The following is a 24,408-nucleotide window of genomic DNA, read 5'->3' as shown; positions in this document are numbered from 1 at the left end:
AAAATTCGCCCCGATCTTAGGTTGCGGCCCTAGCTTTGACAATCAATCAGGATCGCCCCGGACCGCACGGCGGCTTCCACCGCCTCATGGGCGCGGGCGGTTTCGGCAAGCGGATAGATCTTGGCAACCGGACAATCCAATGCACCTTCGGCCAACGCGTTGTGCAGCCGCGTGATGGTCTGGTCCCGCTCGGCCGGGGGCAGCAGATAGATAAGAATGATATCGATGGTCACGGCCTTAAACAGCAGCGGATAGAACGGCAGCGTTGGTGACAGCTCCTTGGCCGCGCCATAGGCGGCGATCCGGCCATTTGGCGCGATCACCTCGGTGTCCATGGCGATGTTGATGCCAAACTCCACTTCGACAATGGTTTCGACAAAAGCGCCATCATTGGCCGCCAAAACCTGTGCAGGCAGATCATCGGCGCGGTAGTCGATCAGATGGTCTGCGCCAGCCGCCCGGACCGTATCCATATCTTTGGGGCTGCAGGTCGCGATCACCCTTGCACCGCCCCATTTGGCCAGTTGCACGGCGAGCAGACCAACGGTGCCTGCACCGCCCTGAACCAAAACAGTCTCACCGGCAACATCTCCGCCACCAAAGACGGCATGGCACGCCGTCAGCCCTGGAATGCCAAGACTGGCGCCGGTTTCAAAACTCACCGCGTCGGGCAGAGGTACAGCTTGCTGCGCGGGCAGGGTAATGTGGCTGGCCGCGGTGCCAAAGGGGCGTTGCCACTGGCCGTTCCAGATCCACACCCTTTGCCCGATGCGGGCCGCATCCACGCCTGCGCCCACGGCGATCACTTCGCCTGCTCCGTCACTGTGCGGGATGATCTGATCAAAGGCAGGTTTGGTCACACCGGGCCGCCCGCCCGCGCGGGATTTGACATCGGAGGGGTTCACGCCGGAATAGAACAGTTTGACCATGACCTCCCCCGCCGCCGGATCGGGGCAGACCACCTCGGCGGGCTTCAAGACGTCTGCGGCGCTTCCGAAGCGGTCATAGGTGATGGCTTTCATGGTTTGGTCCTTGAATGGGAGATGTGTCGCGGACTACCCTGATGCAAAGGAGAGACCCATGCAATTCCTTCGGACCGATGATGCCCATTTTGACGGGCTGAGCGATTATGCCTTTTCCCCCAACTATCTGGAGGTGGATGACACCGAAGGCGGCCAATTGCGGGTGCATTACCTTGATGAAGGGTCGCGCGGTGCCGCGCCTGTGCTGTTGATGCACGGGGAGCCGGCGTGGAGCTATCTTTATCGCCACATGATCCCGCCTTTGGTGGATGCCGGGCACAGGGTGATTGCGCCGGATTTGATCGGCTTTGGCCGGTCGGACAAGCCCACCGAATTGAAAGATTATACCTACCAGCGGCACGTCGATTGGATGATGTCCGTTGTGCAGCAGCTGGACTTGCAGGAGATCACGCTCTTTGCGCAGGACTGGGGCGGGCTGATCGGCCTGCGGCTTGTTGCCGCGATGCCGGATCGTTTTGCCCGCATCGTTGTCGGCAACACCGCGCTGCCCACAGGTGATCAACCGATGAGCAAGGCGTTTGAAAGCTGGCGGGACTACGCGCTGAGCGTGCCGGAGTTCAACGCAGGCCGGATCGTCTATGGCGGCACCACGTCCAAGCTGACCGAGGCCGAGGTTGCCGCTTACAACGCGCCATTCCCCGATGATCGGTATCAAGCGGGCGCGCGCAAGTTTCCGGCACTGGTGCCCAGCACACTGGATGATCCCGCAGCCCCGGCAAACCGCGCGGCGTGGAAGGTGCTTTCGGGATTGACCCTGCCGGTCCTGACCACTTTTGGCGCGGACGACAAAATCATGGCAGGGGTAGAAAAGATCTTTCAAACCCGGATGACCGGCGCGGCGGGGCAGGACCATGTGATCTTGCCGGACGCAGGTCATTTCCTGCAAGAGGACGTCGGCCCCGAACTGGCGCGGCGGATCAACGCCTTTGTTGAAAAGACCCGTTGAGCGGCGGTGGTGCTTTCGTCAAGTCTTTGAAATCGGATATCTTATTCGCGGATCTCATGGGCGGCCACGCCCCAGACCCGCGCCTTGGGCGCCCAGCCCTTGTAGCCGCCTGATCGCAACTCGCACCATTCGGTGCTGCAATCGCCAAGCCGTGCCACAACACCAATTTCCAAAGCCGCCGTCACCGGTGCATTGGGGTCAGGGCGCACATGCAGCGGCAACATGTCTTGCTCAACCAGAACCGTGCGTGTGCCCGAAAGCAGCGAATAATGCACCCAGCCGCCCATGCCGTCACGGTCTTCGACGCGGCGCCAATGACCATGCTCTGCGGTAATGCGCAGCGGCATATCGCGGCGCTTGAAAACCCAGTCGATCCGATGCGACAGGGACGGGCCGCGCCGCACATTGCCTTCCGAAGCTTTCATTGACACGAACCGCGGGAGCGGCAGATGGGTCACTGATCCGGTTTCCCCTGCCTGTACCGGTCCATGCGGGGCGAATGCCACAAGGGCCAGCGCCAGAACGGCGCTTTGCAACTTTGTCATGATCATGGGTGCTGCCTGCACTGTCATACTGATTTGTTTGCTCTTTTGCGGCGCGGGGTTCTTGTGCCTCGTCGCTGCATGAGACACCATGCCTTTCAAATAGACTGAGGCCAAGGCCGGGGAGATAAGCATGGCAAAGAAACGGTTGAGTGTTGTAGTCACGCGACGGTTGCCAGATGCCGTGGAAACACGGCTGTCCGAACTTTTTGACGTGCGGCTGCGCGAAGACGACACGCCAATGACCCGAAGTGAACTGATCGAAGCGGTGAAAACTGCCGATGTTCTGGTGCCGACTGTCACAGACGAGATTGACGCGGCCATGATCGGTCAGGCGGGCGAACAGCTCAAACTGATTGCCAATTACGGGGCCGGAGTGGACCACATTGATGTGGCCACTGCCCGTCAACGCGGCGTGCTGGTCAGCAACACACCGGGCGTTCTGACCGATGATACCGCTGATATGACCATGGCCCTGATCCTGTCGGTGACGCGCCGCATGTCCGAGGGCATGGCGCAGATGCAGAAAGGCACATGGTCCGGTTGGGCACCCACCGCCCTGCTGGGCGGGCGCGTCAGCGGCCGGCGGCTTGGCATTCTGGGCATGGGCCGGATTGGACAGGCCGTGGCACGCCGCGCGGCGGCCTTTGGCATGCAGGTGCATTATCACAACCGACGCCGCCTGCATGAGCAGATCGAAGCGGATCTGGACGCAACCTATTGGGAAAGTCTGGACCAGATGGTGGCGCGGATGGATGTGATCAGCATCAATTGCCCGCACACCCCCAGCACCTTCCACCTGATGAACGCGCGGCGCTTGAAGCTGATGAAACCCGATGCGGTGATCGTAAACACCTCGCGCGGAGAGGTGATCGACGAAAACGCCCTCACCCGGATGCTGCGCGCGGGCGAGATCAAGGGCGCGGGGCTGGACGTTTATGAACACGGCACGCAAGTCAATCCGCGCTTGCGCGAGTTGGAGAATGTCGTGCTGCTGCCGCATATGGGATCGGCCACTGTCGAAGGCCGGATGGAGATGGGCGAGAAAGTGATCATCAACATCAAGACCTTTGATGACGGTCACCGCCCGCCGGATCAGGTTGTCCCTTCGATGTTGTAGGGCGGCGGCGCGGGCAAGCCCGCATTCGATTTATGAAGGGATGAAGGGGCTTTGCCCCCTCAAACTCCCCCAGAGTATTTTTGAGCCAAAAAGGGCAAAGGAGTGATGTCATGAGATTTGCTTTGGTCGGACTTGCCTTGTGTCTTGGATCAGCTGCGACCGCGCAGCAGGTGGCTGACAGCGTCGCGCCTGAGGCGTCAGGGGCGGGGGTCTTTGCAGATCTTCCCGCGGGACTGGCAGCATCCGCCGAGGCCAAGGCGCAGGGGCGGCCCGTGGTGGCGGACAATTGGATGGTCGCGGCGGCCAATCCCCATGCGGTGCAGGCCGGTGCAGATGTGCTCGCGGCGGGCGGCACGGCGGCAGATGCCCTGGTGGCTGTGCAGGCCATGTTGGGTTTGGTTGAGCCGCAAAGCTCTGGTCTGGGCGGCGGCGCCTTTCTGGTTTGGTATGATGCCAAGTCGGGCGCGGTGACAACATTGGATGGCCGGGAAACCGCGCCATTGGCGGCAACGCCGCAGTTGTTTCAGGATCAGGACGGCGCGCCGCTGAAGTTTTTTGATGCGGTTGTGGGCGGGCGGTCTGTCGGCACGCCCGGCACGCCGGCGCTGATGGCGGACGTACATGCCCGCTGGGGCAATCGCGACTGGGCGTCTTTGCTGGCCCCGGCACAACAAGTGGCGCAGGACGGCTTTGCGGTCTCGCCGCGATTGGCCAAGCTGGTAGCCGGAGATGCCATGCGTTTGGCAACTTCGCCTGACACCGCAGCCTATTTTCTTCCGGAGGGGGCGCCGATTGAAGTGGGAGCCACCCTGCGCAATCCGGCCTATGCGCAGACACTTGCCACATTTGCCAAGGAGGGCGCGGGCGCGTTTTATGGCGGTGCCATCGGGCGGCAGATCGTGGCGGCTGTTCAGGGCGCAGAGGGCAATCCGGGTGTACTGTCCGAGACGGATCTGGCGATCTATCAGGTCAAGGAACGCGCCGCCGTTTGCGCGCCCTATCGCGGCCATGAGGTCTGCGGCATGGGGCCGCCCTCCTCGGGCGCTGTGGCGGTTGGACAGATCCTTGGGCTGCTCCAAGGTTCCGACCTGAGTGCCGGACCGCTTGACCCAGAGGTGCGCCGCCTGATGGGGGATGCGGGGCGTTTGGCCTTTGCAGACCGCGGCCGGTATCTCGCGGACAGCGATTATGTGCCCGTGCCGGTACAGGGGTTGCTGGAGCCAGGCTATCTGGCGGAGCGGGCGAAATTGCTGGATGGGGATGCGGCCTTGACCGAGGTTGCACCGGGCAATCCGGAATTTGATCATGCACTGAACTGGGCCGATGACGCGGCGATTGAGCTGCCGTCGACCAGCCATGTGTCGATTGTTGACAGCTATGGCAATGTGGCCAGCCTGACCACGACCATCGAAAACGGTTTTGGATCACGCGTCATGGCGGGTGGTTTTCTGCTCAACAATGAGTTGACAGATTTTTCCTTCCGTTCGCACCGCGACGGGGTGCCGGTGGCCAATCGGGTGGAGCCCGGCAAGCGGCCCCGCTCTTCCATGGCACCAACCATCGTGCTCAAAGATGGCAAACCGGTGCTGGCCGTGGGCAGCCCGGGCGGAAGCCGCATCATCGGCTATGTGGCGCAAGCCATTGTCGGGGTGATCGACTGGGGGCTCGACGTGCAGCAAGCGGTGACGGTGCCTCATGCCGTTAACCGCTTTGGCACCTATGATCTGGAGGCGGGCACACCGGCCGAAACGCTTGCCGCCCCGCTCGAAGCGATGGGATTTGAGGTGAACGCGCGTGGGCTGACCTCGGGTCTGCATCTGATTGCCATTGGCGATGATCTGCAGGGCGGTGCCGATCCGCGCCGCGAAGGCATCGCATACGGAGAATAAGGGGAGAGACACCATGGGAGATGCCAGAGCTTTGCCGCGCAACGAAGAGGGGATCGCCACCGTCGTGGGGATCTTGAAGCAACAGTTTGGCGAGCGGTTGCAAACAGGTCATTCGATCCGCGAACAGCATGGCCATACCACCACCTGGATCGAAAACCAGATGCCAGATGCGGTGGTGTTCGCCCAATCCACGCAAGAAGTTTCGGACATTGTCAAAGCCTGCGCCGCCCATAAGGTGCCGGTCATTGCCTATGGCACAGGCACCTCACTGGAGGGGCATGTGAATGCACCCGCGGGCGGCATTTCCGTGGATCTCAGCCAGATGAATCAGGTGCTTGAGGTCAATGCAGGCGATCTTGATTGCCGGGTGCAGCCGGGCGTGACCCGCGAGGCGCTCAATACCTATCTGCGGGATCAGGGGCTGTTCTTTCCCATCGATCCTGGCGCCAATGCCTCGATCGGGGGGATGACGGCGACGCGGGCCTCGGGCACCAATGCGGTGCGCTATGGCACGATGAAGGACAACGTGCTGAGCCTTGAGGCGGTGATGCCCGATGGCACGGTGATCCGCACCGCCAGCCGGGCACGAAAATCTTCGGCAGGTTATGATCTGACCCGGCTTATGGTCGGCTCAGAAGGGACGCTGGGCATGATCACGGAAATCACCCTTCGTTTGCAGGGCATACCCGAAGCGATCTCGGCGGCCCGCTGTTCCTTTCCCAGTGTGGAGGCTGCCTCAAAAACCGTGATGGCGGTGATCCAATATGGCCTGCCAGTGGCGCGGATCGAATTGATGGATGCGCAGCTTGTGAAGGCGGTGAACGCCTATTCCAATCTGTCCCTGCCGGAAACGCCGCTGCTCTTGCTAGAGTTTCACGGATCCCAAGCCGGGGTGGCAGAACAGGCAGAAACCTTTGGCATGCTGGCCGAAGAGGAAGGCGGCACCGGCTATGAGGCCACCGCAACCTTGGAGGAGCGGAACAAGCTATGGCAGGCGCGTCATGATGCCTATTGGGCGATGATCCAAGCCTGTCCGGGCCGCAAGGGCATTGCCACTGATGTCTGCGTGCCGATCTCGCGCTTTGCCGAGGCGGTCACGGCGGCAGAAGCCAAGGCGACGGAGATGAACCTGTTTGCACCGATTGTGGGCCATGCGGGGGATGGCAACTTTCACGCCTCCATCATGATCGACATGGAGGATGCTGATGAAGTGGCCCGCGCGGAGGTTTTTGTGAGCTGGCTGAACGAACTTGCCATTTCGATGGACGGCACCTGCACGGGTGAACATGGCATCGGGCAAGGCAAACGCCCCTATCTGGTCAAGGAGTTGGGTGCAGGCACCGTGGGTATCATGGGCGCGATCAAAGCCGCGATTGACCCGGACAACATCATGAACCCGGGCAAGATTTTGCCAGAGTGACTGGTCGGCGTATCCTGCCGTTAACCTGCACGTGCCAAACGAAAATTCGAACGCCCTTGCGGTGCGGCGGCGGGGGTCTCTGACAGGGCCAAGGCCGAGGCAGGCAATGACAGCGTAAAGGTCGTGCCAGCGCCCAGATAGCTGCGCACCTTGATATCGCCACCATGGGCAATGGCCAGCCGTTTGCAGATCGCCAGACCAAGGCCGGTGCCGCCTTCGGATCTTGTGTCAGCGGTCTCAACCTGCTGGAAGGCTTGGAAAATGCGGTCCAGATGTTCTTCTGGGATGCCGCAGCCGTTGTCGCGCACTTCGATGGTGAACCCGGTTTTGGACATTTGCGCAGACAGCGAAATCTGCGAGCCGTTGGAAAACTTCACCGCATTGCCCACCAGGTTGATCAAGATCTGCAAAATCCGTCCGCGGTCCGCAAAGGCGTCGATCTGTTCGGACTGCACGTCCAGTGCAATGGACTTGTCCTGCGCGAGTTTCTCAAACTGGTCGGCGACCTGATCCAGCAGGGCAGGCAGCGGGAAGATATCTCTGGTCAGCTTGGCGTCGTCCAGTTCCATGCTGGTGTAATCGAGGATCTCGTTGATCAGCGTCAAAAGGTGATCCGCAGCAACCGTGATTTTCTGCCCGTAAAGCTCGGCCTGTTCACCGATCGGGTTCGGTCCGGGCACAGCCGTCGTTCCATTTCGGGCGGCAATTTTCTCGTGGTGGTCCTTGAGTTTGGTCACGATGCCGGCATACCCCAAAACAATGGTCAGCGGGGTGCGCAGCTCATGGCTCAGAACGCTCATGAATTCGGATTTGGCACGGCTGGCCTCTTCGGCGGCGTTGCGTGCTTCGGTCAGTTCCTTGATGCTTTCCATGCGAATGCGGCTTTCCACGGCATAGCTCAGAAACCCGCCGACAACGATCAAAACAGCCGTGCCCGCAATCGCCAGCGCCAAAATCTTGAAGGCTTCGGGGTTCACAAATTCACCTGAAATGTTCAACGGCTCGACGTGAAAGGCGGTCATGCCGGTGAAATGCAGGCTGACGATACCAACGGTCAACGCGCCTGTCATTTGAAACTCGCTCCAGCGGGTGCTCTTGCTGCCAAGGCATAAGGCCACTGCCGCAAAAACCACCGCAAGCACAATTGAAATCGCGAGAAAGCTTTTGTCCCAATAAACAACGCCCTGCACACGATAGGCGATCATTCCGGCGTAATGCATTCCGGCAATGGCAAGCCCAAGGATCGCACCGCCAAAAGCAGGGGCGAAGCGCGTCTTGGACAGGCTGGCAAACAGCACGCCGACAGTGCTGCCGGCGATTGCGATAATCAGGGATACGATAGTCAACGTGTAGTCAAAGTTCACGGGCGCACCGGGTCGATAGCCAAGCATCGCAATGAAATGGGTGCACCAGATTGTTACGCCTGCGGTCAGGGCCGTCAGAAAATGCCACGAAATCGCGCGGTGTTTGGGCCGCATCTGCGCAGATTTATAAAGCCGCGATGTGACCCAGCTGCCGAAGGCACATAGAAGTCCGGCCACGAGGACCAGGCTGAGATCGTGTTCGACGGTGATGCAGGAAATGACAGTTAACATAAAAAGGGCTACCGGGATCGACAATGATTGCCGCGCCAATTTGCAGGGCAATGTGTTCGCAGTGTGGCGGTTTGCTGCCGTTATTTTGTTGCCATGATAAATATATCGGTCACATGCTGCGATCTTCTGAGCCGCTGTCTGCTGCAACCCAAACAGAAAAGGATCGCGCTGCACGGTCTTGCCCGCCATCGCCAATATCGGTCAAATTTGACCCATCGAGGTCACTTAACGTCACCATGCCGCAGCGCAGGTCGGTTTTTTAACATGTTGGGTCGGCTGGTGCCCGCGTATTCTAGGGCCAATCCGTAAAACAGGATCAATTGAGATCAAAGGAATCGTCAAATGAAAACGCAAGTCAAAGCATTGGTCGTGGGCGGGGGTGCTGTCGGCACGTCCATTGCCTATCACCTCGCCCGTGCGGGCTGGGATGATGTTATGTTGCTGGAACGGGATGAACTGACATCCGGCTCCACCTGGCATGCGGCAGGGCTGCTGCCGTATTTCAACATGTCCTATGCCACGACGCATATTCATGACTACTCCATCAAGTTCTACAAAACTCTTGAGGAAGAGACCGGCCTGAACGCCGGTTTTGCCGTCGTTGGCAACCTGCGCATGGCCCAGACAGACGCGCGCATGGACGAATACATGCTCTACGCCTCCACCGCCGAAACCTGTGGTGTGCCCTATGAGTTCATGACCCCTGATGAGGTAAAGGCCAAATGGCCGTTGATCCGCACCGAGGATCTCAAGGGCGCGCTCTATCACCAGACCGACGGCTACATTAACCCGGCCGATGTCACCATGGCGATGGCCAAGGGCGCCCGTCAGCGCGGCGTGATGATTGAACGCAAATGGCAGGCCGATGCTTTCCATTGGAACGGCGAAGCCTGGGAAGTCACCGCAACCAAGATGATTGAAAAGGGCGGCAACCTTGTGCCGTCCGACGAACAGATCGTCATCACCGCCGAACATGTCGTGACTGCCAGCGGCAACCACGCACAGCGCACCGCCAAGATGCTGGGCATCAAAATGCCCGCCATCCCGGTTGAGCACCAGTTCATCGTCATGGATCAAGACCCCGAGCTAGTGAAGTTTCGCGGTGAAGGCAATGCCGAACACCCCGTCATCCGCGACGCCGACGCGCAATCCTACGTGCGCGAGGAACGCGGCGGCTGGATCTTGGGCGTCTATGAAAAAGACGCGCCAGCACGCTTTGAATACGGCGTGCCAGACAGCTTCCGCGCGGATCTGTTCCAACTGGATCTTGAGCGGATCGAAGACCAATACGCCGCGATGATCCACCGCGTGCCCTCCTGTGAGGATTGCGGCCTGAAAGATGATTTCAACGGTCCGATCTGCTACACCCCCGATGGCAACCCGCTTGTCGGTCCTGCACCGGGCCTGCGCAACATGTGGCTGGCCGAAGGTTTCTCTTTCGGCATCACCGCTGCGGGCGGCACCGGTTATTACCTCGCGCAGATGATGGTCGAGGGCGAAGCCGAGATCGATATGGCGTCGCTTGACCCCAAACGCTACGGCGACTGGATGACGACCGAATTTGCGGCGCGCAAAAACGAAGAGTGCTACGATCACGTCTATATCCTGCACCACCCGGACGAAGAGCGCCCCGCCTGCCGTCCGCTGCGCACCTCGCCGGCCTATGACCGCCAAGCCGCACGCGGCGCACAATTCGGCTGGGTCAACGGCTGGGAACGCCCCAACTATTTTGCCCCCGAAGGGTTCAACGACCACGACAGCCGCAGCTTCCGCCGTGGCGGTTGGTGGCAATACGCGGTGGAAGAGGCCAAGGCCGTGCGCGAAGGCGTGGGCTTGATCGACGCCACAGCCTTTACCAAACATGTGGTCAAAGGACCGGGTGCAACCCGCTTCCTCGATTGGTTCACCTGCAACAAACTGCCTTCCGTGGGCCGGATCAACCTGACCTATGCGCTGACCTCCCATGGCACCACGCGCACCGAATACACCATCGTGCGCACCGGACAGGACAGCTACTATCTGGTTTCTGCCGGGGCATGGACGGCCTACGACAGCGACTATCTGCGCAAGGCGATCGAGGACAAAGCGCCCGAATTTGGCTACATCGAATGCCACGATGTGACCACGCAATGGGGGGTCTTTGCCATCGCAGGTCCAAAATCCCGCGATGTTCTCAAAGAGATCATCAAGGACGCCGATCCCGAAACCGCCCTGTCGAACAAGCGGTTCCCGTGGCTGACCATGCGCAACATCGAACTGGGCATGTGCCCGGTCAAGGCGATCCGCGTGGCCTATACCGGCGAGCTGGGCTGGGAATTGCATCACCCTATCGAGATGCAGAACTATCTCTTTGATCAGCTTGAGAAAGCGGGCGAAAAGCACGGGATGAAGCTGGTGGGCGCACGGGCGCAAAACTGGCTGCGTCAGGAAAAGTCTTACCGTGCCTTTGGCACCGAACTGGGCCGCGACGCGACCCCGCTTGAGGCCGATCTGCCACGTTTTGTTGACCTGAGCAAAGACTTCTACGGCAAAGAAGCGATGGAAAAGACCGGCATCCGCGCCAAATGCGTCACCCTTCTGATCGACGGGCCAGACGATGCCGATCCATGGGGCCGTGAGGTGCTTTATGTCGAAGGGGAACGCACGGGCCGTTTGACATCCGGCGGCTACTCCGTGGCCTTCGGCAAATCCATCGGCATGGGCTACGTCAAGCCAGAACATGCGGTGGTTGGCACCAAGCTGAAGGTCAAAATGTTTGATCAGCTCTGGGATGCCGAGATCGTCGAAGACAGCCCCTATGATCCGAAAAACGCAACCATTCGCGTAGACGGTTAAGCAAAACGCAGGCCGGGCATTCTGCCCGGCTTACCCACCCTATCCGCCAGAGATCTTAGGGCGCAGCCCGCCGCGCAACCCAGGCGTTCCAGTCCTCTGCCGATCCCCCAAAGGCATTCAAATCCACCTCACCGGCAATCCCCGGAACGGCGCCTGTTGCGGTGTATTGCCAGAACGTCCAGCTTTGGCCGGGATAGGCCTCTGCCGGTGTTTTGGCCGTGGTGCGCAGCCAGAAATCATAGCCCTGAAACAGCCCCAACCCATTCTCGGAAAAGAACTTGGGCGTGGTGTAGATGATTGGCCTCTGCCCGTAATGGCCCTCAACGATCCGCAGCCATTTGCGCATCTGCGCCCGCACCTCGGCGGCTGGTGGGCGCACATGGGCGCAGGTGGGTGAAAAGGGGTTCCATTCCATATCCAGAACCGGCGGCAGGGCACCGGCCGTGCGGGGAACATTGCGAATGAACCACGCCGCCTGCACCTCAGGCGCGGTGCAGAAATAATAGAAATGGTAAGCGCCGCGATACATCCCCGCACGGCCCGCGCCGCGCCAATGGCTCTTGAAAGATGGGTCGAGCAGATCACCACCCTCTGTGGCCTTCAGAAAGGCAAAGTTCACCCCGTTGCGCCGTGCGGTGTTCCAGTTGATGCTCTTTTGAAATCGCGCCGCGTCAATCCCGTGAACGGCAAAGCGCGAGGGCTTGGGATTGGCAAAATCAACCGGATCCGTGTCGCCAAACCGGGCGGGAAACAAAACCCCCGGCTCTGCCGGTGGCCCGCTGGATCCGCCGCAGGCCGCAAGGGCAAAAAGGGCAAGGACAGCAAGGCACCGGGATAATTTCATGATCAAATCTTTCGCGACACAAAAGCCAGGTTGTTGGCGGGCATCTCAATGGTCTGCACCGCCGTCAGCCCAGCATCCCCAAGCCAACGCCTCATGTCGAGCGTATCTTTGTAACCGATGGCCGGATCGGCGGTGCGCAGCTGATCGTGAAACCGCACGTCGCCTTCGCTGGTCAACCGGCCCTCGCGTTTGAACGGGCCGTAAAGGACCAGCACTCCCTGCGGCCTCAGTGCCTGCGCCGCCTCGGTGATCACGGTCCGCACCTCGGCCTCGGATATCAGATGCAGAAGGTTCACCAGAACAATCAGATCAAACGGAGCATGGGCGTCATGCCATCCGGCCTCCACTGCGTTCAGATGCGCGGCAGGGGCCACGTTGGACAGGCCCGCCTCGGCCACATGGGCATCAATACTGGCGCGGCGCTCCGCCTCAATATCTGTCGGCTGCCAGTGAAGGCCCGGTAGGGCGGTGGCAAATTCCACGATATGCTGTCCCGTGCCGCTGGCAATCTCCAGCGCCCGCCCTGTCTTGGGGGCATGATCCAGCAGCAGATTGCGCAGAGCCTGTGCATTGCGGGCCGCCGCCGGCGCGTGCAGTTTTGCGCCATCTTGGGCGATGGCCACGCTGGCGGTTGAGGGCAGCTTGCGTGTCATTTGCGCAACCGATCCGGCAAGAGCTGTGCCACCAGACCGTCGGGCAGGGCAGATGTCACCCCGCGCACCAGATCAGCCAGCAATTGTGATGCCGCCGGGGCTGTCTGAAACCTGTAACCGCCTTGTCCGGCGCACCAGACGAAACTCTCATCCTCAGGATCAGGCCCCAAAACCAGCGCCTTGTCCGGTGCAAAACTGCGCAGCCCTGCCCAAGACGCCAACAACCGTGTAACCGGTGTGCGCACCATGCCTTCATACCGCGCCAACCCCTCGGCCAGCACCATATCGTCGGCCCATGCATCCTGCGGCGCAACCACGTCTTCATCGGCGGGGGAGACCAGCAATGCACCCGCATCGGGCTTTGCGTACCAGCTTTCGCCAACGCCAAAGAACATCGGCCAATTTTGCGGATCTAGCCCGTCTGGCGCTGGAATGCGTGCCATGGACCGGCGGCGCGGCGTGATCCCTATCGGCGCAATGCCTGCTGCCTGCGCCACCTCATCGGCCCATGCCCCTGCCGCATTGACCAGCTTGGCCGCGCCATAGGTCTGGCCTGCAGCCACAACCTGCCAACCATCCGCCTGACGGGTGATTGCCGTGACCTCCGCCTTGGTGACAATTGCGCCGCCATTGCCCCGGATCTGCCGAATGAAATCCTGCATCAAACGGTCGGTGTCGATGTCATAGCCGGCCTCGTGATAGCCGGCGAACGTGAACTTGGCCGGATCAAGGATGGGGACCAGTTCCATCGCGCGGTTCTTGGAAATCCGGTCGATCCCCATGGTGACCACATCATCCTCAAACGCGTCCGCCTCATCATCGCGGGCGATGATCATCAATCCGCGCGGGCTGAGATATCCGCCGTTGGCCTCGCGGTGGTAGGCGGCGCTGGCCTTGTTCAGCGCAATGGTGCTGGGCAGTCCATAGTTCTGCTCAAACATCGCGGCAGACCGCCCCGAAGCGTGATAGCCGGTGGCCTGTTCTCGCTCCAGAACGGTGACGCGGAAATGCTCAGACAGCCGCGCCGCTGCTGACAACCCGGCGATGCCGCCGCCAATAACGACAATATCACTCACCCTGTTCCTCCAGCCGGTCTGTCGCCGGGGGCGGGGTGACTGAAAGCGCGGTGATCTGATCATAAAGCGCATCGGACATCACATAGCTCAGCGCCGCCAGTGATGGCCGCAATTGCGCCCCGCTGCGGGCGGAAATGATCGGCGAAGGTGCGGTGGGATGTTTGGCCACCCAAGCCACGGCCAATGTTGCGGGATGTACGCCAACCTCCGCCGCGATCTGTGTCAGCCCTCGTGCCGCATCATGCATCTGTTGCTGGCCATATCGCGCGGCATAGCGGCTGTCTTGCGCCAGACGCCCTTCGTCATCACCCGCCGCATATTTCCCGGTCAACAACCCTCCGCCCAGCGGCGAATAGGGCGCGACGAGAATGCCCAGATCATCCGCCATTGGCAGGATCTCGACCTCGGCCTGCCGCTTGACCAGATTGTACATCGGTTGCAGCACCGCGATCTCAAGATCAAATTTAGCCGCGATGTTTGCGGCCTTGACCACTTGCCACGCGGCAAAGTTCGACAGGCCGATGTGCCGGACATGTCCACGTTCTTTCAGTCCGGCGAGGGTCTCAAAACTTTCGTGCATGTCAGTGTCTGGATCAAACCGGTGCAGGTACAGCACGTCCAGCGTGTCGAGACCCATCCGCTGCCGCGAAGTTTCCGCCGAGGCCAGCAAGTTGTCCCGTCCCGCACCGCCATCATAGGCGGCCTTGGTCGCAATGATCAGATCCTCGCGCCGGTCCTGTACGAACCGTCCCAGAAGGGTCTCTGAGGCGCCACCTGTGTAAACATGTGCCGTGTCAAAATGGGTGATGCCCGCCGCCAGACAGGCGTCAAACATCTCGCGCGACTGCGCTTCATCGGCGCGTCCGCCAAATTGCATCGTGCCAAAGGCAAAGCGGCTGGCGGGGGTGCCATTGGGGCTGGTCAAAGTCTGTTTCATAACGCGACGGTGGCATGCGGCGCGGAGCGGTGCAATGGGGCGCGGCTCTACTCTTCGGACTTTTCCAATGCCCGTTGATATGCAGGCCGGTTCTGGATCATCTGCACAAACCCGGCCAGCGCGGGAAAGTCCTTGGCCCGCTCTTGCCGCATTGCAATCTCCGCTGGAAAGCTCAGCATGATATCCGCCGCAGACAGGCTGTCTTGCACAAAATGCCCCGAGGGGCGCACAAGGCTGTTCATATAGCGGTAATGGTTGTCGAGCTCTGCCGTGATGCGCGGATGCAGCGGTTTGCCCGCATCGCCCAAACGCCCCACGTAAAGGTTCAGCAAGATCGGTGTCATGGCCGAGCCTTCGGCGAAATGCATCAGCTCCAGATGCCGCAGATAGGCTGGCGTGTCCCGCTCCGGAATCATTTCCGGCGCGTAACGACCGCATAGGACTTCGACAATCGCCGCACTTTCGGTGATCAACGTGCCGTCCAGCTCGATCATCGGGGATTTGCCCAAGGGATGCACCAGCTGCAACTCGGGCGGGGCCAGATTGGTCTGCGCATCACGTTTGTAATGGGCGATGGTATAGGGCTCGCCCAGTTCCTCCAGCAGCCACAAAATGCGGTGCGAACGGGATCGGTTGAGATGGTGAACATGGATCATGGCATGGACTTTCAAATGCGGCTGCTGTCAGTCTAGACCCAGATCAGGGAATGAAAAGGGACGCAGTGAAATGATTGTTCAAGATCACAGACAATTGCGCGGCACAGAACGCGACGCTGCCGGTCCGGGCTGGACCAGCCTGCGGCTTTTGGTCAAGTCCGATGGCATGGGGTTTTCCATGACCGAAACCCATGTACTGCCCGGCGCCGTGCTGCGGCTGGAATACAAACACCACATCGAGGCCTGCTATTGCATCGGCGGGGCAGGGACGGTGATTGAACTGGACAGCGGCACGCGCCACGAGATCACGCCTGGGGTTCTTTATGCGCCCAATGCCCATGACCGGCACGAGGTGCATGTGCCCGAGGACGGCGATGCGCTGCATCTGATCTGCGTGTTCTCACCGGCGCTTCAGGGCGATGAGGTGCATGGGCCAGATGGCAGCTATGCCGCGCCGGAGGGATGATCTGACCCTAGCCAAACCTGATTTCAGGTGCAGTGATCCTGCTGATCACTTCCCCTGTATTCACGGCACGATAAATCGATCTGGGCGGGCGGGCGGCCTGGTCAACGCTGCGGCAGACCCAATTTCTGCTCTCCATCGACTTCAACGACTGGGACAAAGCCCGGTCCGTAATGGTTTGCAGATTTCGTTTGATCTGATTGAAATGACTTGGCGCATGAAGCGATGTCAGCACCGGCAATGTCCATGACCTGCGCAGCAAATCCTGACCTTCATCCATTGGAACCTTTTGAACTTTGTTGGCGATTGCTGCAGCGGCAATGCCCTGCGCCGTCAGTCTAAACTCCGGGCGCAGGGGGTGCCCGTAGCCGGGGTTTCTTTCCACCAACCCTATTTTGATCAGATGGTCCAGACTCTGCGCGAATGCGGTCCGGCTTGCCCCCGTCGCGGCCAGCAATGGCGCCTGCCGCGCCGCGACACCTTCATGGAGGTTCGACAAGATGGGCAGCGCCCAAGCTCTTGAGGTGATGTTGACAAACAGCGCTATGTCCATAAAGTATAGTTAGTATATTTAGAATCGTAAGGAAAGACCATGTCGCTCATTTCGTTGGACAAGACCATCACCATCGCATTCTCCGTCAAGGACCGACATGCCAGCGCCGCATGGTTTGAACGCATGCTGGGGTTTGAAACGCTATACCACGCAGACGAGGCAGGCTGGTCAGAGCTTCAAACCAATACCGCAGGCGTCACACTTGGCCTGGGCGAGCACACCAAACCCGCGCCCGGCAACTGCGTACCGGTTTTCGGGACCGCCGATCTCGATACTGCAAGGCAGGCGCTGGAACAGGCCGAGGTCAAATTTGGCGGTGCAACCGATGTGGTCGAAGGGATGGTGAAAACAGCAACCTTCTATGACCCCGATGGCAACGCATTGATGCTTGCCGAAGACCTCACCGGGCAATCACAGTAGGGCGCTGGACAAACGGCGCGTGCCTTACTTTGCCCAGCAGGCAGCGACTTTCCGGCTTTGACAAAATGCGAAGGATTGGTTGGGCGGGACGAAACGAGCTTTCTGCCAAAAGCGCCCAACACCCGATTTCTTGTGTTTCGAGATATGACCCCTGAACGGCAAACCTATGCACACTCGGCCGGCGACGGCGAGGCGAGATAAGCAGCCGTTCACGCGCACCATGGCAAACCATCGAAAATGCCGGAGTGGCAATCGTCCGCAGCTCAAAATTGAGGCTGGGTTGAGTTAGAATCTGGACACCTGATCAGCTGCGTGCGCGCATCTCCAAAGCATCTTCTGTTTTGAGAATATTTCCGCCGTATCCCCATGCACCACTGCGCACCTCGTGTATACGAACGGATGTTCCGGCTCTGATCGTCTGACCGGCTACTTCGCCGAAGGCATCTGTCACCTTTTGTATTATCTCGGCTTTCTCCTTTGTCGAAAATACACCTTCTAGAACTTGGATATCGATGGATGGCATTGCTTGCTCCTTTGACTGTAGCCATGCGGCCGATCAATCATCGCAGCGATCGTTTGGTCTGCGACGCGACCCATGATAGTTTTTACTGAAAAATTGCCAGTTCAAACAGAAAGGCGCCAGAGAATGACTGCCATGATTTCCTTCCGTTCTGTTGTCGACCCCTCGGATTGTGATTTTCTGGGGCATATGAATGTTTCAAAGTACTTTGCCGCCTGTTCAGATGGTGTGTTTGCCATTCAAGCAGAGATGGGTTTAACCGTCAGTGACATGCGTTCGGGCCGCAAGCTGTCGTTTGCAGTCGTACATGCCGAAAGCGATTTTCGCTCAGAACTGTCATCGGGTGATGCCATTCGGTTGGAAACGTCGATTGTCGCCATGGGGACCAAATCCATCACATTTCGCCACCGCCTTATCCGGTCCGAAGACGATGCAATCGCGTTTGAAACACTGTTCAAATGTGTCATGCTCAATCTGGAAACACGCAGAGCAACGGACATCCCGGATGATGTCCGGCAAAGAGCGAGTGCATGGTTGGAAAATGATGCGGACAGCGCATAGGGCAAACCGTTCGCATCCTGTGAAGGTAGACAGCGTGGCCGCAGAAAGACTGGGCGAATTCGATTAAACATGCAGTGCGGGAGGGGAACAACATGGTGAACACGGAATGGCAACTCAGCGGCAATATGGCGGAGCGATACGAAGAACACCTCGTACCTGTCATCTTCACCCCATGGGCCAACGACCTGATTGCGCGGGTGGACTTTGCGCCCGGTGACCGCCTTCTCGATCTTGCCTGCGGTACAGGGATCGTCGCGCGATTGGCAACCCGGTCAGGTGTTATGGCGACAGGTGGTGATATCAATCCCGGTATGTTGGCTGTTGCAAAGGAACGCTCGGCCGGGCTGAACGCGACTTTTCAATTGGCAGATGCACTAGACCTGCCTTTCGAGGATGAAAGCTTTGATGCGATCATTTGTCAGCAAGGTCTTCAGTTTTTTCCAGACAAACCTACCGCTGTGTCCGAATGTCTGCGAGTCTTGAAACCCGGTGGCAGGGCCGTGTTTTGCACGGCGCGTGGTTTGGAAGAAAATCCCTTGATGCAGGCACAGGTGGCGGCGTTCAGCCGCTATTTCGGGGAAGAGGCCACCCAGGCAATCCGTGCGGTTTGTGGTTTTCCCGACGCGGAGAAGGTGCAGGCTCTGTTCGACGATGCGGGTTTCGGGCAGGTCGCCGTCGAGACGGTTGTTCTTGATCTCGAAGCCGAAGATGGGTCCGCTTTTGTAAACGGTTTGATGATGGCCACTCCTGTTGCGGAACGCATCGCTGCAATGAACCAGGCTGAAAGAACAGCATTGCATGATGATATGCTTAAAGAGTTCGGTGCCTGTTATGATGGAACCGCGTTACATTTTCCCCATAGCGCCAATGTTGTTTCGGCGTCGCGGGCCTTGTGACAATCAAAGTGCGCGATACAGGGAATGGCGGCTGCATCAGAAAACCGATTTCATTACCCTTGGATCTCCAGAGACTACTATTGGCGGCTCAGCCCGCGCCGGAAGGGGGGCAATCGAATTTAATGGCCAGCGGTAAGTTTCCAAATCTGCGAGAGATTATGCCTCGGTCGGTTTTCGAACTTTCATTAAATCAAAGGGGAAGGGCCAAGGGCAAATCGCAATCTCAGATTAAGGAGCGCAAATGCCAGTTGGCGACCGTAATTTTCTGAACCGATAGCCCCATCCGATGAACAATTTCGCTCGCCATGGGGATGGCGTCGGAAAAAGTGATGGCCAACTCGACAATAAGATCCACCAGAACAAGTGGACCTATGGCTGTCGCGACCCAGCCGGAAAATTTGGAACGCTGTTGCTTGTCTGATTGACTTGGTAAGTGGCTGTTCACTGTCTTTGGTCCCCCACCTGCCATTTACCGCGGTTTGCACCGATCTTGGCAGAGTGGACCGGGGCGTGTCTTCCAGGCTGGTGTGTACAAGACCACTTTGTGATTGCGCCCCGCGCTGCACGATGCCCAACCGGCGGCGGGGTGGCATGACAGATCCGGCTGCACGGCAGGTCGGTAAACCACGCGACTCCCCTGTGGTTCTTCGCTATACTGAATAAGGTCAACATAGGGAGTTCTCCTGTCATGTCCGGTCGTCAACTTATCTCGAATGGAAATCCGATGGAGAAAATCGTCGGTTTCAGCAGAGCCGTGAGGGTCGGGTCATTTGTTGCCGTCGGCGGCACCGCCCCCGTCGATGCAAATGGCAAAACGGTCGGGATTGGTGATGTCTTCGCACAAACCACACAGTGTTTCGAGATCATCAAGGCAGCACTTGAAGATGCCGGTTCGGGCTTGGCAGATATCGTGCGAACGCGGGTGATCCTGACCGACATTGACAATTGGAAGGAGGCCATCGAAGCCCGAAAGAAATACTGCATAGATGCCCGACCGGTCGATACGATCATGGCCATCAATCGCTTTGTGAATCCCGAATGGCTCGTTGAGATCGAGGTCGATGCCGTCATTCCTGAAACGCCGGGCTCATCCCATGAATGAACCGTCGGCGATCGCTTGCTGCGCGAATGGGTTCTGGCCCTGGTCTAAACGTCCATCTGAGAAGCGCCCTGTCACCACGTGATCCGGGGCCGTATGAGCTTTTTCAACACATTCGCGGCATGGGTCAGCTGTAGCCGGTTCGGATAACATCGCCGTTCGCCGTGCGGTGCATGAACCGGTCGTATGCGGACAATGCTCCTTCACAACCGGATGTCCGCTTCTAGTGGCAGGGACTACTTGTGCCTTTTGGCAGTTGGTTTGCGGCGGCGACCCTCAACTCCCGGTCTTCGCCATAAAATGCGAAGACCGAGGTCAGACGTCCATCTGCATGACAAATGACACGGACTGGTGCAACGGTCTTTGCATCGTCAAACGCCATGGTTCGGTTTCCGAAGTCTCTTATTTGAGCAAGGAGCGTTCCTGTCAGGGTGCCGATTATTGCCCCTTGCTCATTCCCGGTGTCACCCGTCACAACGCACAGGAACCACTCAGAACCGTCTGAAATAGCACTCACAATCAATGGCATAGTGGGATGCTTAAAGCCACGCTCAAGCTGTGGTGTAACATTCAGTTTAGACTGAGTATCGGCATAGTTTTGAAAACCATCAAAGGATTGCTTGGAAACCAGCATTTCACAGGCGTTCATAGCATTGACCCATTCCTGCCCCAAATCTGCTTCGGCAAAAGCGGACGTATCAAGCATTGCAACGGCCAATGCAGCCTTTGGAAGGTCATTTATTAACATCCCGAATTTGCCCTGTAGTCTCGGGTTGCCCATCAACCGATGGTCCCATGGGCTGACATTGGCCGCAACGCAGAAAAGTTTTCCGTTCAATCGGCAACTTCGCCGATGAGCATCTTGGGATCTCCGCTGAAGAAATTTGGAATGTCCTGCAGTGCCGGACCCGCAGCGGCCATTGCAGCATCCAACGCCGCCTGATCGGCAAAGGTCATGGTTGCAATGGCATGATAACCGGCGGGGGTATCCGGGCCACCTGCCAAGCCTTTGGTGATCAGCGTTTTCTCAATATGAGGGCCCATATGCTCGGTCACGATGGGCATATGTGTTGACGCGTAATAGGCATGATCGAATGTCGTGCCATTTTCTGTTGTGTATAAAACCTGCAGTGAAAGCGTCATTGTTTTCTCCCGTTTGCCAGCGCCAGTGATTGGGCCGGTCATGGGACGCTACCCCTCAATGGGGGCACTTCCAAGCGTGATTAAAATTCCTGAGGTGGATGCCGGCGCGATAAACGGGCCAAACCTCGGGGGGGACGACAGGTAAAGAAAGACCTGTCACATCGCTTGATGTGCCCCTATCATCTGCCTACGAGCCATTGGCCGCCTGGCGTTCCGGTCGAACATTTTGTCTGAACCCAGAGCGGAGACTTGCGATATGTCGAACGAGATATCACGAAAGAGGCCAGATTGGCCGTCCTTGCTTTTCGGAGATGGCACACCGCACAAAGCGGCTGTCACGGCTCTGATCGTTGGCACCCTGCTGACGGCCATCAATCATGGAGATCTCATTCTGGCTGGGCAATTCCCACCGTTTCTGAAAGTGCTGCTGACGTATTGCGTCCCCTATTGCGTCACGACCTGGGGCGCTGTGACGGGTAAAATTGCGCAAGCGGAGCGGCAGTTCAGGGATCAAGACACCAATGCCCAACTTAACGGGCACTCGTCATGAATGCTGAGCAGTTTTTCAATCAGAAAACCATTCTGGGCCTCAGTTTCTTCAACTTCGAGAATGCCATCACAGCTGCGTATTTTGCCAACAAGGATCTTGAAATCCGACGCGTGAACGAAAATTTCCGCGTCTTTTTTCCTGAATTGGGCGACGCCACGGATACATCCATGCTGGATGTGCTGGAGCGTCTGGGCCTGCCGGGCAATCAGATTGATCTATTCAGAACGGGCCTGGAGCAAGACGGATCCGTGCTCTTGCCGCATGTTCAGGTCTCGGTCGAAGGCGAGGATCGCGTGTTCTCATTGCTGTCCACATACACGCAGAACAGTGATTTTTCCTACCTCAATGGTGTTCAGGGCCAGTTTGTCGACCGGACCGCTGAATGGTCGCTGCGGCGCGAACGAGAGGATTTGCTTGAGCAGAAAATTCGTGACCGAGAAATTATAGAACAGAAGAGCCAGCAACTTGAGTCATTGGCAAATCGGCTGGCCAAGTACCTGTCTCCGCAGATCTATAACAGTATTTTCTCCGAGACAGAGGATGCGTCCAGAACACATGCGCGCAAAAATCTGACGATCTTCTTTTCCGATATCGTGCAGTTCACCGACCTGAGCGACACGATGGAGCCGGAACGTCTGGCAACCGTGATCAATTCGTATCTGTCGGAAATGACAAACATCGCCATCGAGTGTGGTGGCACCATCGACAAGTTTATTGGCGACGCAATCCTGGTCTTCTTTGGAGACCCGGAAACCCAAGGGGATGCAGAGGATGCCCTGCGGTGTGTTGAAATGGCGGTAAGGATGCAGGAACGTGTCGAGCAGCTGCAAAGTTTCTGGAAGAAAAATGGTGTTACCAACGGCTTGCGCGTCAGGATTGGCATTGCCACGGGCTATTGTACCGTCGGAAACTTTGGCTCGGATCAGCGGCTTGACTACACCGTTTTGGGCAGCCCGGTAAACTTGGCTGCACGACTTCAGGGATTGGCCGATCCAAAGAAAATAGTCATGGATCAGAACACCGTTTCACTGGTCGAGGCGCATGTGAAAGTTGAAGGCAAGGGTGAGTTCATTCCGCGCGGCTTCAAACGACCTGTTCAGTACTTCGAGCTTTCGGAATATGTGGCATCCAAAGACCGGACCTCAGGCAGGCAGTTGTCCCACACCGGTCAACGGGTTGAGGTCAACATCATCGACAGCTCGGATATTCGCAGCGCCATTGAAGAATTGCGTGAAATCGAGGCCCGCTTTCAAACCCAACTCGACGATACGGGCGATCGCTAGGGGCAACTTTCAGCGATGCGGAAAGGGGAGGGTGTGCCTTTGCCAGAAGCGGTTGTGTTCTGGCACCTCCTGCGTGCAATGCACAAAAGGTCTGCGAGGAGCCCCAAATGGATCACTGCTGCGGAGCGTTTGATCGAAGACTGTCCCACCAAAGGCCAAAAAGCTTTCAATATTTTCTCTTGGCACTTGATTGAAACAGGATGCCCAAGGCAGGTGAGATGCTCTTGAATTTACTCAGAAACTCTTACCTTCAGCCATAGTGCCGGACCAAAAGCCCGCAATGGATCTCGCAGGGATCAGAGCACTGAATGGCCAGTTTGCAGGCGCTTTTTTGCCTCTTGATAGATCTCTTCAACAATATCGGCGGCGGGCATCACTTTGCGTACCAATGATACGCCTTGGCCTGACCAAAGCGACATCGCCTCCACGTCACCTGATGTTTCAGGCAAGGGGGTATAACTCTGATACCGAACAACCGGGTCACCATTGGGACGTCTGCCAATCTGCTCATTTTCATTTGGCCGGTGACCTGGGGCAGAAGATCCTGTTTGCAACCATTCCTGCGACGTCGAGTTGGAAAGGGCGCGGTGCGGCGCGTCCGGCCAGCCAACATCATACAGGTCATGGGCCCATTGTGTGTCGGCCTCTGATGCTTGCAGAATGCGGTTGCGATAAACCTCGTGGATTGTCGCCTCCGAACTGGCCAGCAGTCGTGTACCGATCCAGACACCTGATGCGCCCAGCATCATGGCGGCTGCCATGCCCCTTCCGTCAGCGATCCCACCAGCGGCCACAACCGGTATATCAACCGCATCCACAACGGCGGGGATCAGGGCCATGGTGGAAACCTGCCCCCAAACGTGGCCTCCGGCCTCCCATCCCTGCGCGACAATCACATCGGCACCGGCCTCGGCCGCTGCTTTCGCTTCTTTGGCGTTTCCCACGCTCATCAGAACTGTCAATCCACCTGCCTTCGCCCGTGCGATGGCTGACGGCTCCATGCCCCAGAACAATGACACGCCATGCACCCCTTCGGCGATGCATATGTCCAGTTGATCTTCATAGGGAAAAGACAGGTTCAAATTGACCGCAAAATTCCGATCCGTCAGGGCGCGCAGCTCTTCAATTCCGCAAGCCACTTGATCTTTTGACTTACCCCAAAGCGGAATGACACCGTAACCGCCCGCATTGCAGACCGCAGCCACCAAATCCGGCCCCGCCGCGCCGGCCATCGGGGCGGAGAGTATTGGTTTTGTCACTTGCAAGGTATCCAAAAGGCGCATCGGCAAAGGGTCTCCCTTATTGATGCTCTGCATTGAGCGTCCAATATGTGGCGCTGTCAATTAAGCTAAGGCATCATTTGG

General features: G+C 58.3%; 25 protein-coding genes. 12 read left to right on the top strand and 13 right to left on the bottom strand.

The window, feature by feature from the left end:
- Positions 1 to 29: 29 nt before the first annotated feature.
- A complete protein-coding gene (locus tag K3754_RS15170) occupies positions 30 to 1,022 on the bottom strand; it encodes an NADPH:quinone reductase (RefSeq protein WP_259938335.1) in 993 nt (330 codons plus the stop codon).
- A 58-nt stretch (positions 1,023 to 1,080) separates the two neighbouring features.
- Between K3754_RS15170 and K3754_RS15165 the strand changes: the two genes are divergently transcribed.
- Positions 1,081 to 1,989, top strand: a complete 909-nt coding sequence (locus tag K3754_RS15165; RefSeq protein ID WP_259938334.1) for a haloalkane dehalogenase — start codon at positions 1,081 to 1,083, stop codon at positions 1,987 to 1,989.
- A gap of 41 nt (positions 1,990 to 2,030) precedes the next feature.
- Here the strand turns inward: K3754_RS15165 and K3754_RS15160 are convergent, their stop codons facing one another.
- Entirely contained in the window at positions 2,031 to 2,534 is a 504-nt protein-coding gene (locus K3754_RS15160; RefSeq protein ID WP_409202391.1) for an SH3 domain-containing protein, read from the bottom strand.
- Positions 2,535 to 2,664: 130 nt separating this feature from the next.
- Here K3754_RS15160 and K3754_RS15155 point away from each other — a divergent pair, with 130 nt between their 5' ends.
- The 3 genes from K3754_RS15155 to K3754_RS15145 all read left to right on the top strand — a co-directional run bounded on the left by K3754_RS15155 (position 2,665) and on the right by K3754_RS15145 (position 6,960).
- Entirely contained in the window at positions 2,665 to 3,651 is a 987-nt protein-coding gene (locus K3754_RS15155; RefSeq protein ID WP_259938333.1) for a D-glycerate dehydrogenase, read from the top strand.
- A 110-nt stretch (positions 3,652 to 3,761) separates the two neighbouring features.
- Complete coding sequence (ggt, locus tag K3754_RS15150; RefSeq protein WP_259938332.1) at positions 3,762 to 5,540, top strand: gamma-glutamyltransferase; 1,779 nt, start codon at positions 3,762 to 3,764, stop codon at positions 5,538 to 5,540.
- 13 nt (positions 5,541 to 5,553) lie between these two features.
- On the top strand, positions 5,554 to 6,960 hold the full coding sequence (locus K3754_RS15145) for an FAD-binding oxidoreductase (protein ID WP_259938331.1): 1,407 nt from the start codon (positions 5,554 to 5,556) through the stop codon (positions 6,958 to 6,960).
- 20 nt (positions 6,961 to 6,980) lie between these two features.
- Here K3754_RS15145 and K3754_RS15140 read toward each other — a convergent pair whose 3' ends face one another.
- Positions 6,981 to 8,555, bottom strand: coding sequence for an MHYT domain-containing protein (locus K3754_RS15140; RefSeq protein WP_259938330.1), 1,575 nt, complete (start codon positions 8,553 to 8,555; stop codon positions 6,981 to 6,983).
- Positions 8,556 to 8,897: 342 nt separating this feature from the next.
- On the opposite strand from K3754_RS15140, the gene K3754_RS15135 reads away from it, so the two are divergent.
- A complete protein-coding gene (locus tag K3754_RS15135; RefSeq protein ID WP_259938328.1) occupies positions 8,898 to 11,390 on the top strand; it encodes an FAD-dependent oxidoreductase in 2,493 nt (830 codons plus the stop codon).
- A 55-nt stretch (positions 11,391 to 11,445) separates the two neighbouring features.
- Here K3754_RS15135 and K3754_RS15130 read toward each other — a convergent pair whose 3' ends face one another.
- Genes K3754_RS15130 through K3754_RS15110 form a run of 5 tightly spaced genes read right to left on the bottom strand, consistent with a single transcriptional unit; the run spans position 11,446 to position 15,556 of the window.
- On the bottom strand, positions 11,446 to 12,234 hold the full coding sequence (locus K3754_RS15130) for a glycoside hydrolase family 25 protein (protein WP_259938327.1): 789 nt from the start codon (positions 12,232 to 12,234) through the stop codon (positions 11,446 to 11,448).
- 2 nt (positions 12,235 to 12,236) lie between these two features.
- The gene (locus tag K3754_RS15125) at positions 12,237 to 12,887 is read right to left on the bottom strand and encodes a class I SAM-dependent methyltransferase (RefSeq protein WP_259938326.1); all 651 of its coding nucleotides are present in this window, start codon (positions 12,885 to 12,887) and stop codon (positions 12,237 to 12,239) included.
- A complete protein-coding gene (locus K3754_RS15120) occupies positions 12,884 to 13,963 on the bottom strand; it encodes an FAD-binding oxidoreductase (RefSeq protein ID WP_259938325.1) in 1,080 nt (359 codons plus the stop codon). The genes K3754_RS15125 and K3754_RS15120 overlap by 4 nt, the downstream gene beginning before the upstream one ends.
- Positions 13,956 to 14,900: an aldo/keto reductase gene (locus tag K3754_RS15115; protein ID WP_259938324.1), complete on the bottom strand. Its 945-nt coding sequence runs from the start codon at positions 14,898 to 14,900 to the stop codon at positions 13,956 to 13,958. Before K3754_RS15115 ends, K3754_RS15120 begins: the two co-directional genes overlap by 8 nt.
- Before the next feature lie 47 nt (positions 14,901 to 14,947).
- Positions 14,948 to 15,556 (bottom strand): glutathione S-transferase family protein, encoded by a 609-nt coding sequence (locus K3754_RS15110; protein ID WP_259938320.1) that lies wholly within the window; start codon positions 15,554 to 15,556, stop codon positions 14,948 to 14,950.
- Between the two features lie 70 nt (positions 15,557 to 15,626).
- Between K3754_RS15110 and K3754_RS15105 the strand changes: the two genes are divergently transcribed.
- On the top strand, positions 15,627 to 16,022 hold the full coding sequence (locus K3754_RS15105) for an ectoine synthase (RefSeq protein WP_259938319.1): 396 nt from the start codon (positions 15,627 to 15,629) through the stop codon (positions 16,020 to 16,022).
- A 7-nt stretch (positions 16,023 to 16,029) separates the two neighbouring features.
- Here the strand turns inward: K3754_RS15105 and K3754_RS15100 are convergent, their stop codons facing one another.
- The gene (locus K3754_RS15100) at positions 16,030 to 16,572 is read right to left on the bottom strand and encodes a winged helix-turn-helix transcriptional regulator (RefSeq protein ID WP_259938318.1); all 543 of its coding nucleotides are present in this window, start codon (positions 16,570 to 16,572) and stop codon (positions 16,030 to 16,032) included.
- Positions 16,573 to 16,611: 39 nt separating this feature from the next.
- Here K3754_RS15100 and K3754_RS15095 point away from each other — a divergent pair, with 39 nt between their 5' ends.
- On the top strand, positions 16,612 to 16,992 hold the full coding sequence (locus K3754_RS15095) for a VOC family protein (RefSeq protein ID WP_259938317.1): 381 nt from the start codon (positions 16,612 to 16,614) through the stop codon (positions 16,990 to 16,992).
- A gap of 304 nt (positions 16,993 to 17,296) precedes the next feature.
- Here the strand turns inward: K3754_RS15095 and K3754_RS15090 are convergent, their stop codons facing one another.
- Positions 17,297 to 17,515, bottom strand: a complete 219-nt coding sequence (locus tag K3754_RS15090) for a tautomerase family protein (RefSeq protein WP_259938316.1) — start codon at positions 17,513 to 17,515, stop codon at positions 17,297 to 17,299.
- Positions 17,516 to 17,638: 123 nt separating this feature from the next.
- Between K3754_RS15090 and K3754_RS15085 the strand changes: the two genes are divergently transcribed.
- The 3 genes from K3754_RS15085 (at position 17,639) to K3754_RS15075 (ending at position 20,071) form a co-directional block, all read left to right on the top strand.
- On the top strand, positions 17,639 to 18,073 hold the full coding sequence (locus tag K3754_RS15085; RefSeq protein WP_259938315.1) for a thioesterase family protein: 435 nt from the start codon (positions 17,639 to 17,641) through the stop codon (positions 18,071 to 18,073).
- Positions 18,074 to 18,165: 92 nt separating this feature from the next.
- Positions 18,166 to 18,969 (top strand): class I SAM-dependent methyltransferase, encoded by an 804-nt coding sequence (locus K3754_RS15080; protein ID WP_311201430.1) that lies wholly within the window; start codon positions 18,166 to 18,168, stop codon positions 18,967 to 18,969.
- Positions 18,970 to 19,657: 688 nt separating this feature from the next.
- A complete protein-coding gene (locus K3754_RS15075) occupies positions 19,658 to 20,071 on the top strand; it encodes a RidA family protein (RefSeq protein WP_259938314.1) in 414 nt (137 codons plus the stop codon).
- Positions 20,072 to 20,291: 220 nt separating this feature from the next.
- Here the strand turns inward: K3754_RS15075 and K3754_RS15070 are convergent, their stop codons facing one another.
- Positions 20,292 to 20,849: a hypothetical protein gene (locus K3754_RS15070; RefSeq protein WP_259938313.1), complete on the bottom strand. Its 558-nt coding sequence runs from the start codon at positions 20,847 to 20,849 to the stop codon at positions 20,292 to 20,294.
- A gap of 53 nt (positions 20,850 to 20,902) precedes the next feature.
- Positions 20,903 to 21,211 carry an EthD family reductase gene (locus tag K3754_RS15065; RefSeq protein WP_203210320.1) on the bottom strand — a complete coding sequence of 103 codons (309 nt, stop codon included), beginning with the start codon at positions 21,209 to 21,211 and terminating at the stop codon, positions 20,903 to 20,905.
- 256 nt (positions 21,212 to 21,467) lie between these two features.
- Here K3754_RS15065 and nrtS point away from each other — a divergent pair, with 256 nt between their 5' ends.
- Complete coding sequence (gene nrtS, locus K3754_RS19890; RefSeq protein WP_409202359.1) at positions 21,468 to 21,761, top strand: nitrate/nitrite transporter NrtS; 294 nt, start codon at positions 21,468 to 21,470, stop codon at positions 21,759 to 21,761.
- Complete coding sequence (locus tag K3754_RS15060) at positions 21,758 to 23,044, top strand: adenylate/guanylate cyclase domain-containing protein (RefSeq protein ID WP_259938312.1); 1,287 nt, start codon at positions 21,758 to 21,760, stop codon at positions 23,042 to 23,044. The genes nrtS and K3754_RS15060 overlap by 4 nt, the downstream gene beginning before the upstream one ends.
- Positions 23,045 to 23,340: 296 nt before the next feature.
- Here K3754_RS15060 and K3754_RS15055 read toward each other — a convergent pair whose 3' ends face one another.
- On the bottom strand, positions 23,341 to 24,327 hold the full coding sequence (locus K3754_RS15055; RefSeq protein ID WP_203240818.1) for a nitronate monooxygenase family protein: 987 nt from the start codon (positions 24,325 to 24,327) through the stop codon (positions 23,341 to 23,343).
- Positions 24,328 to 24,408 lie beyond the last annotated feature (81 nt).

It is taken from the genome of Sulfitobacter sp. M368 (assembly GCF_025141875.1).
In the GTDB taxonomy this organism is placed as follows: domain Bacteria; phylum Pseudomonadota; class Alphaproteobacteria; order Rhodobacterales; family Rhodobacteraceae; genus Sulfitobacter; species Sulfitobacter mediterraneus_A.
This window is presented reverse-complemented; position numbering and strand designations above follow the sequence as displayed.

What these genes read in the sequence shown, in the direction of transcription:
- K3754_RS15170 (WP_259938335.1), bottom strand. Translation starts at nt 1,022, where the DNA reads ATGAAAGCCATCACCTATGACCGCTTCGGAAGCGCCGCAGACGTCTTG.
- K3754_RS15165 (WP_259938334.1), top strand. Translation starts at nt 1,081, where the DNA reads ATGCAATTCCTTCGGACCGATGATGCCCATTTTGACGGGCTGAGCGAT.
- K3754_RS15160 (WP_409202391.1), bottom strand. Translation starts at nt 2,534, where the DNA reads ATGACAAAGTTGCAAAGCGCCGTTCTGGCGCTGGCCCTTGTGGCATTC.
- K3754_RS15155 (WP_259938333.1), top strand. Translation starts at nt 2,665, where the DNA reads ATGGCAAAGAAACGGTTGAGTGTTGTAGTCACGCGACGGTTGCCAGAT.
- ggt (WP_259938332.1), top strand. Translation starts at nt 3,762, where the DNA reads ATGAGATTTGCTTTGGTCGGACTTGCCTTGTGTCTTGGATCAGCTGCG.
- K3754_RS15145 (WP_259938331.1), top strand. Translation starts at nt 5,554, where the DNA reads ATGGGAGATGCCAGAGCTTTGCCGCGCAACGAAGAGGGGATCGCCACC.
- K3754_RS15140 (WP_259938330.1), bottom strand. Translation starts at nt 8,555, where the DNA reads ATGTTAACTGTCATTTCCTGCATCACCGTCGAACACGATCTCAGCCTG.
- K3754_RS15135 (WP_259938328.1), top strand. Translation starts at nt 8,898, where the DNA reads ATGAAAACGCAAGTCAAAGCATTGGTCGTGGGCGGGGGTGCTGTCGGC.
- K3754_RS15130 (WP_259938327.1), bottom strand. Translation starts at nt 12,234, where the DNA reads ATGAAATTATCCCGGTGCCTTGCTGTCCTTGCCCTTTTTGCCCTTGCG.
- K3754_RS15125 (WP_259938326.1), bottom strand. Translation starts at nt 12,887, where the DNA reads ATGACACGCAAGCTGCCCTCAACCGCCAGCGTGGCCATCGCCCAAGAT.
- K3754_RS15115 (WP_259938324.1), bottom strand. Translation starts at nt 14,900, where the DNA reads ATGAAACAGACTTTGACCAGCCCCAATGGCACCCCCGCCAGCCGCTTT.
- K3754_RS15110 (WP_259938320.1), bottom strand. Translation starts at nt 15,556, where the DNA reads ATGATCCATGTTCACCATCTCAACCGATCCCGTTCGCACCGCATTTTG.
- K3754_RS15105 (WP_259938319.1), top strand. Translation starts at nt 15,627, where the DNA reads ATGATTGTTCAAGATCACAGACAATTGCGCGGCACAGAACGCGACGCT.
- K3754_RS15100 (WP_259938318.1), bottom strand. Translation starts at nt 16,572, where the DNA reads ATGGACATAGCGCTGTTTGTCAACATCACCTCAAGAGCTTGGGCGCTG.
- K3754_RS15095 (WP_259938317.1), top strand. Translation starts at nt 16,612, where the DNA reads ATGTCGCTCATTTCGTTGGACAAGACCATCACCATCGCATTCTCCGTC.
- K3754_RS15090 (WP_259938316.1), bottom strand. Translation starts at nt 17,515, where the DNA reads ATGCCATCCATCGATATCCAAGTTCTAGAAGGTGTATTTTCGACAAAG.
- K3754_RS15085 (WP_259938315.1), top strand. Translation starts at nt 17,639, where the DNA reads ATGACTGCCATGATTTCCTTCCGTTCTGTTGTCGACCCCTCGGATTGT.
- K3754_RS15080 (WP_311201430.1), top strand. Translation starts at nt 18,166, where the DNA reads ATGGTGAACACGGAATGGCAACTCAGCGGCAATATGGCGGAGCGATAC.
- K3754_RS15075 (WP_259938314.1), top strand. Translation starts at nt 19,658, where the DNA reads ATGTCCGGTCGTCAACTTATCTCGAATGGAAATCCGATGGAGAAAATC.
- K3754_RS15070 (WP_259938313.1), bottom strand. Translation starts at nt 20,849, where the DNA reads ATGGGCAACCCGAGACTACAGGGCAAATTCGGGATGTTAATAAATGAC.
- K3754_RS15065 (WP_203210320.1), bottom strand. Translation starts at nt 21,211, where the DNA reads ATGACGCTTTCACTGCAGGTTTTATACACAACAGAAAATGGCACGACA.
- nrtS (WP_409202359.1), top strand. Translation starts at nt 21,468, where the DNA reads ATGTCGAACGAGATATCACGAAAGAGGCCAGATTGGCCGTCCTTGCTT.
- K3754_RS15060 (WP_259938312.1), top strand. Translation starts at nt 21,758, where the DNA reads ATGAATGCTGAGCAGTTTTTCAATCAGAAAACCATTCTGGGCCTCAGT.
- K3754_RS15055 (WP_203240818.1), bottom strand. Translation starts at nt 24,327, where the DNA reads ATGCGCCTTTTGGATACCTTGCAAGTGACAAAACCAATACTCTCCGCC.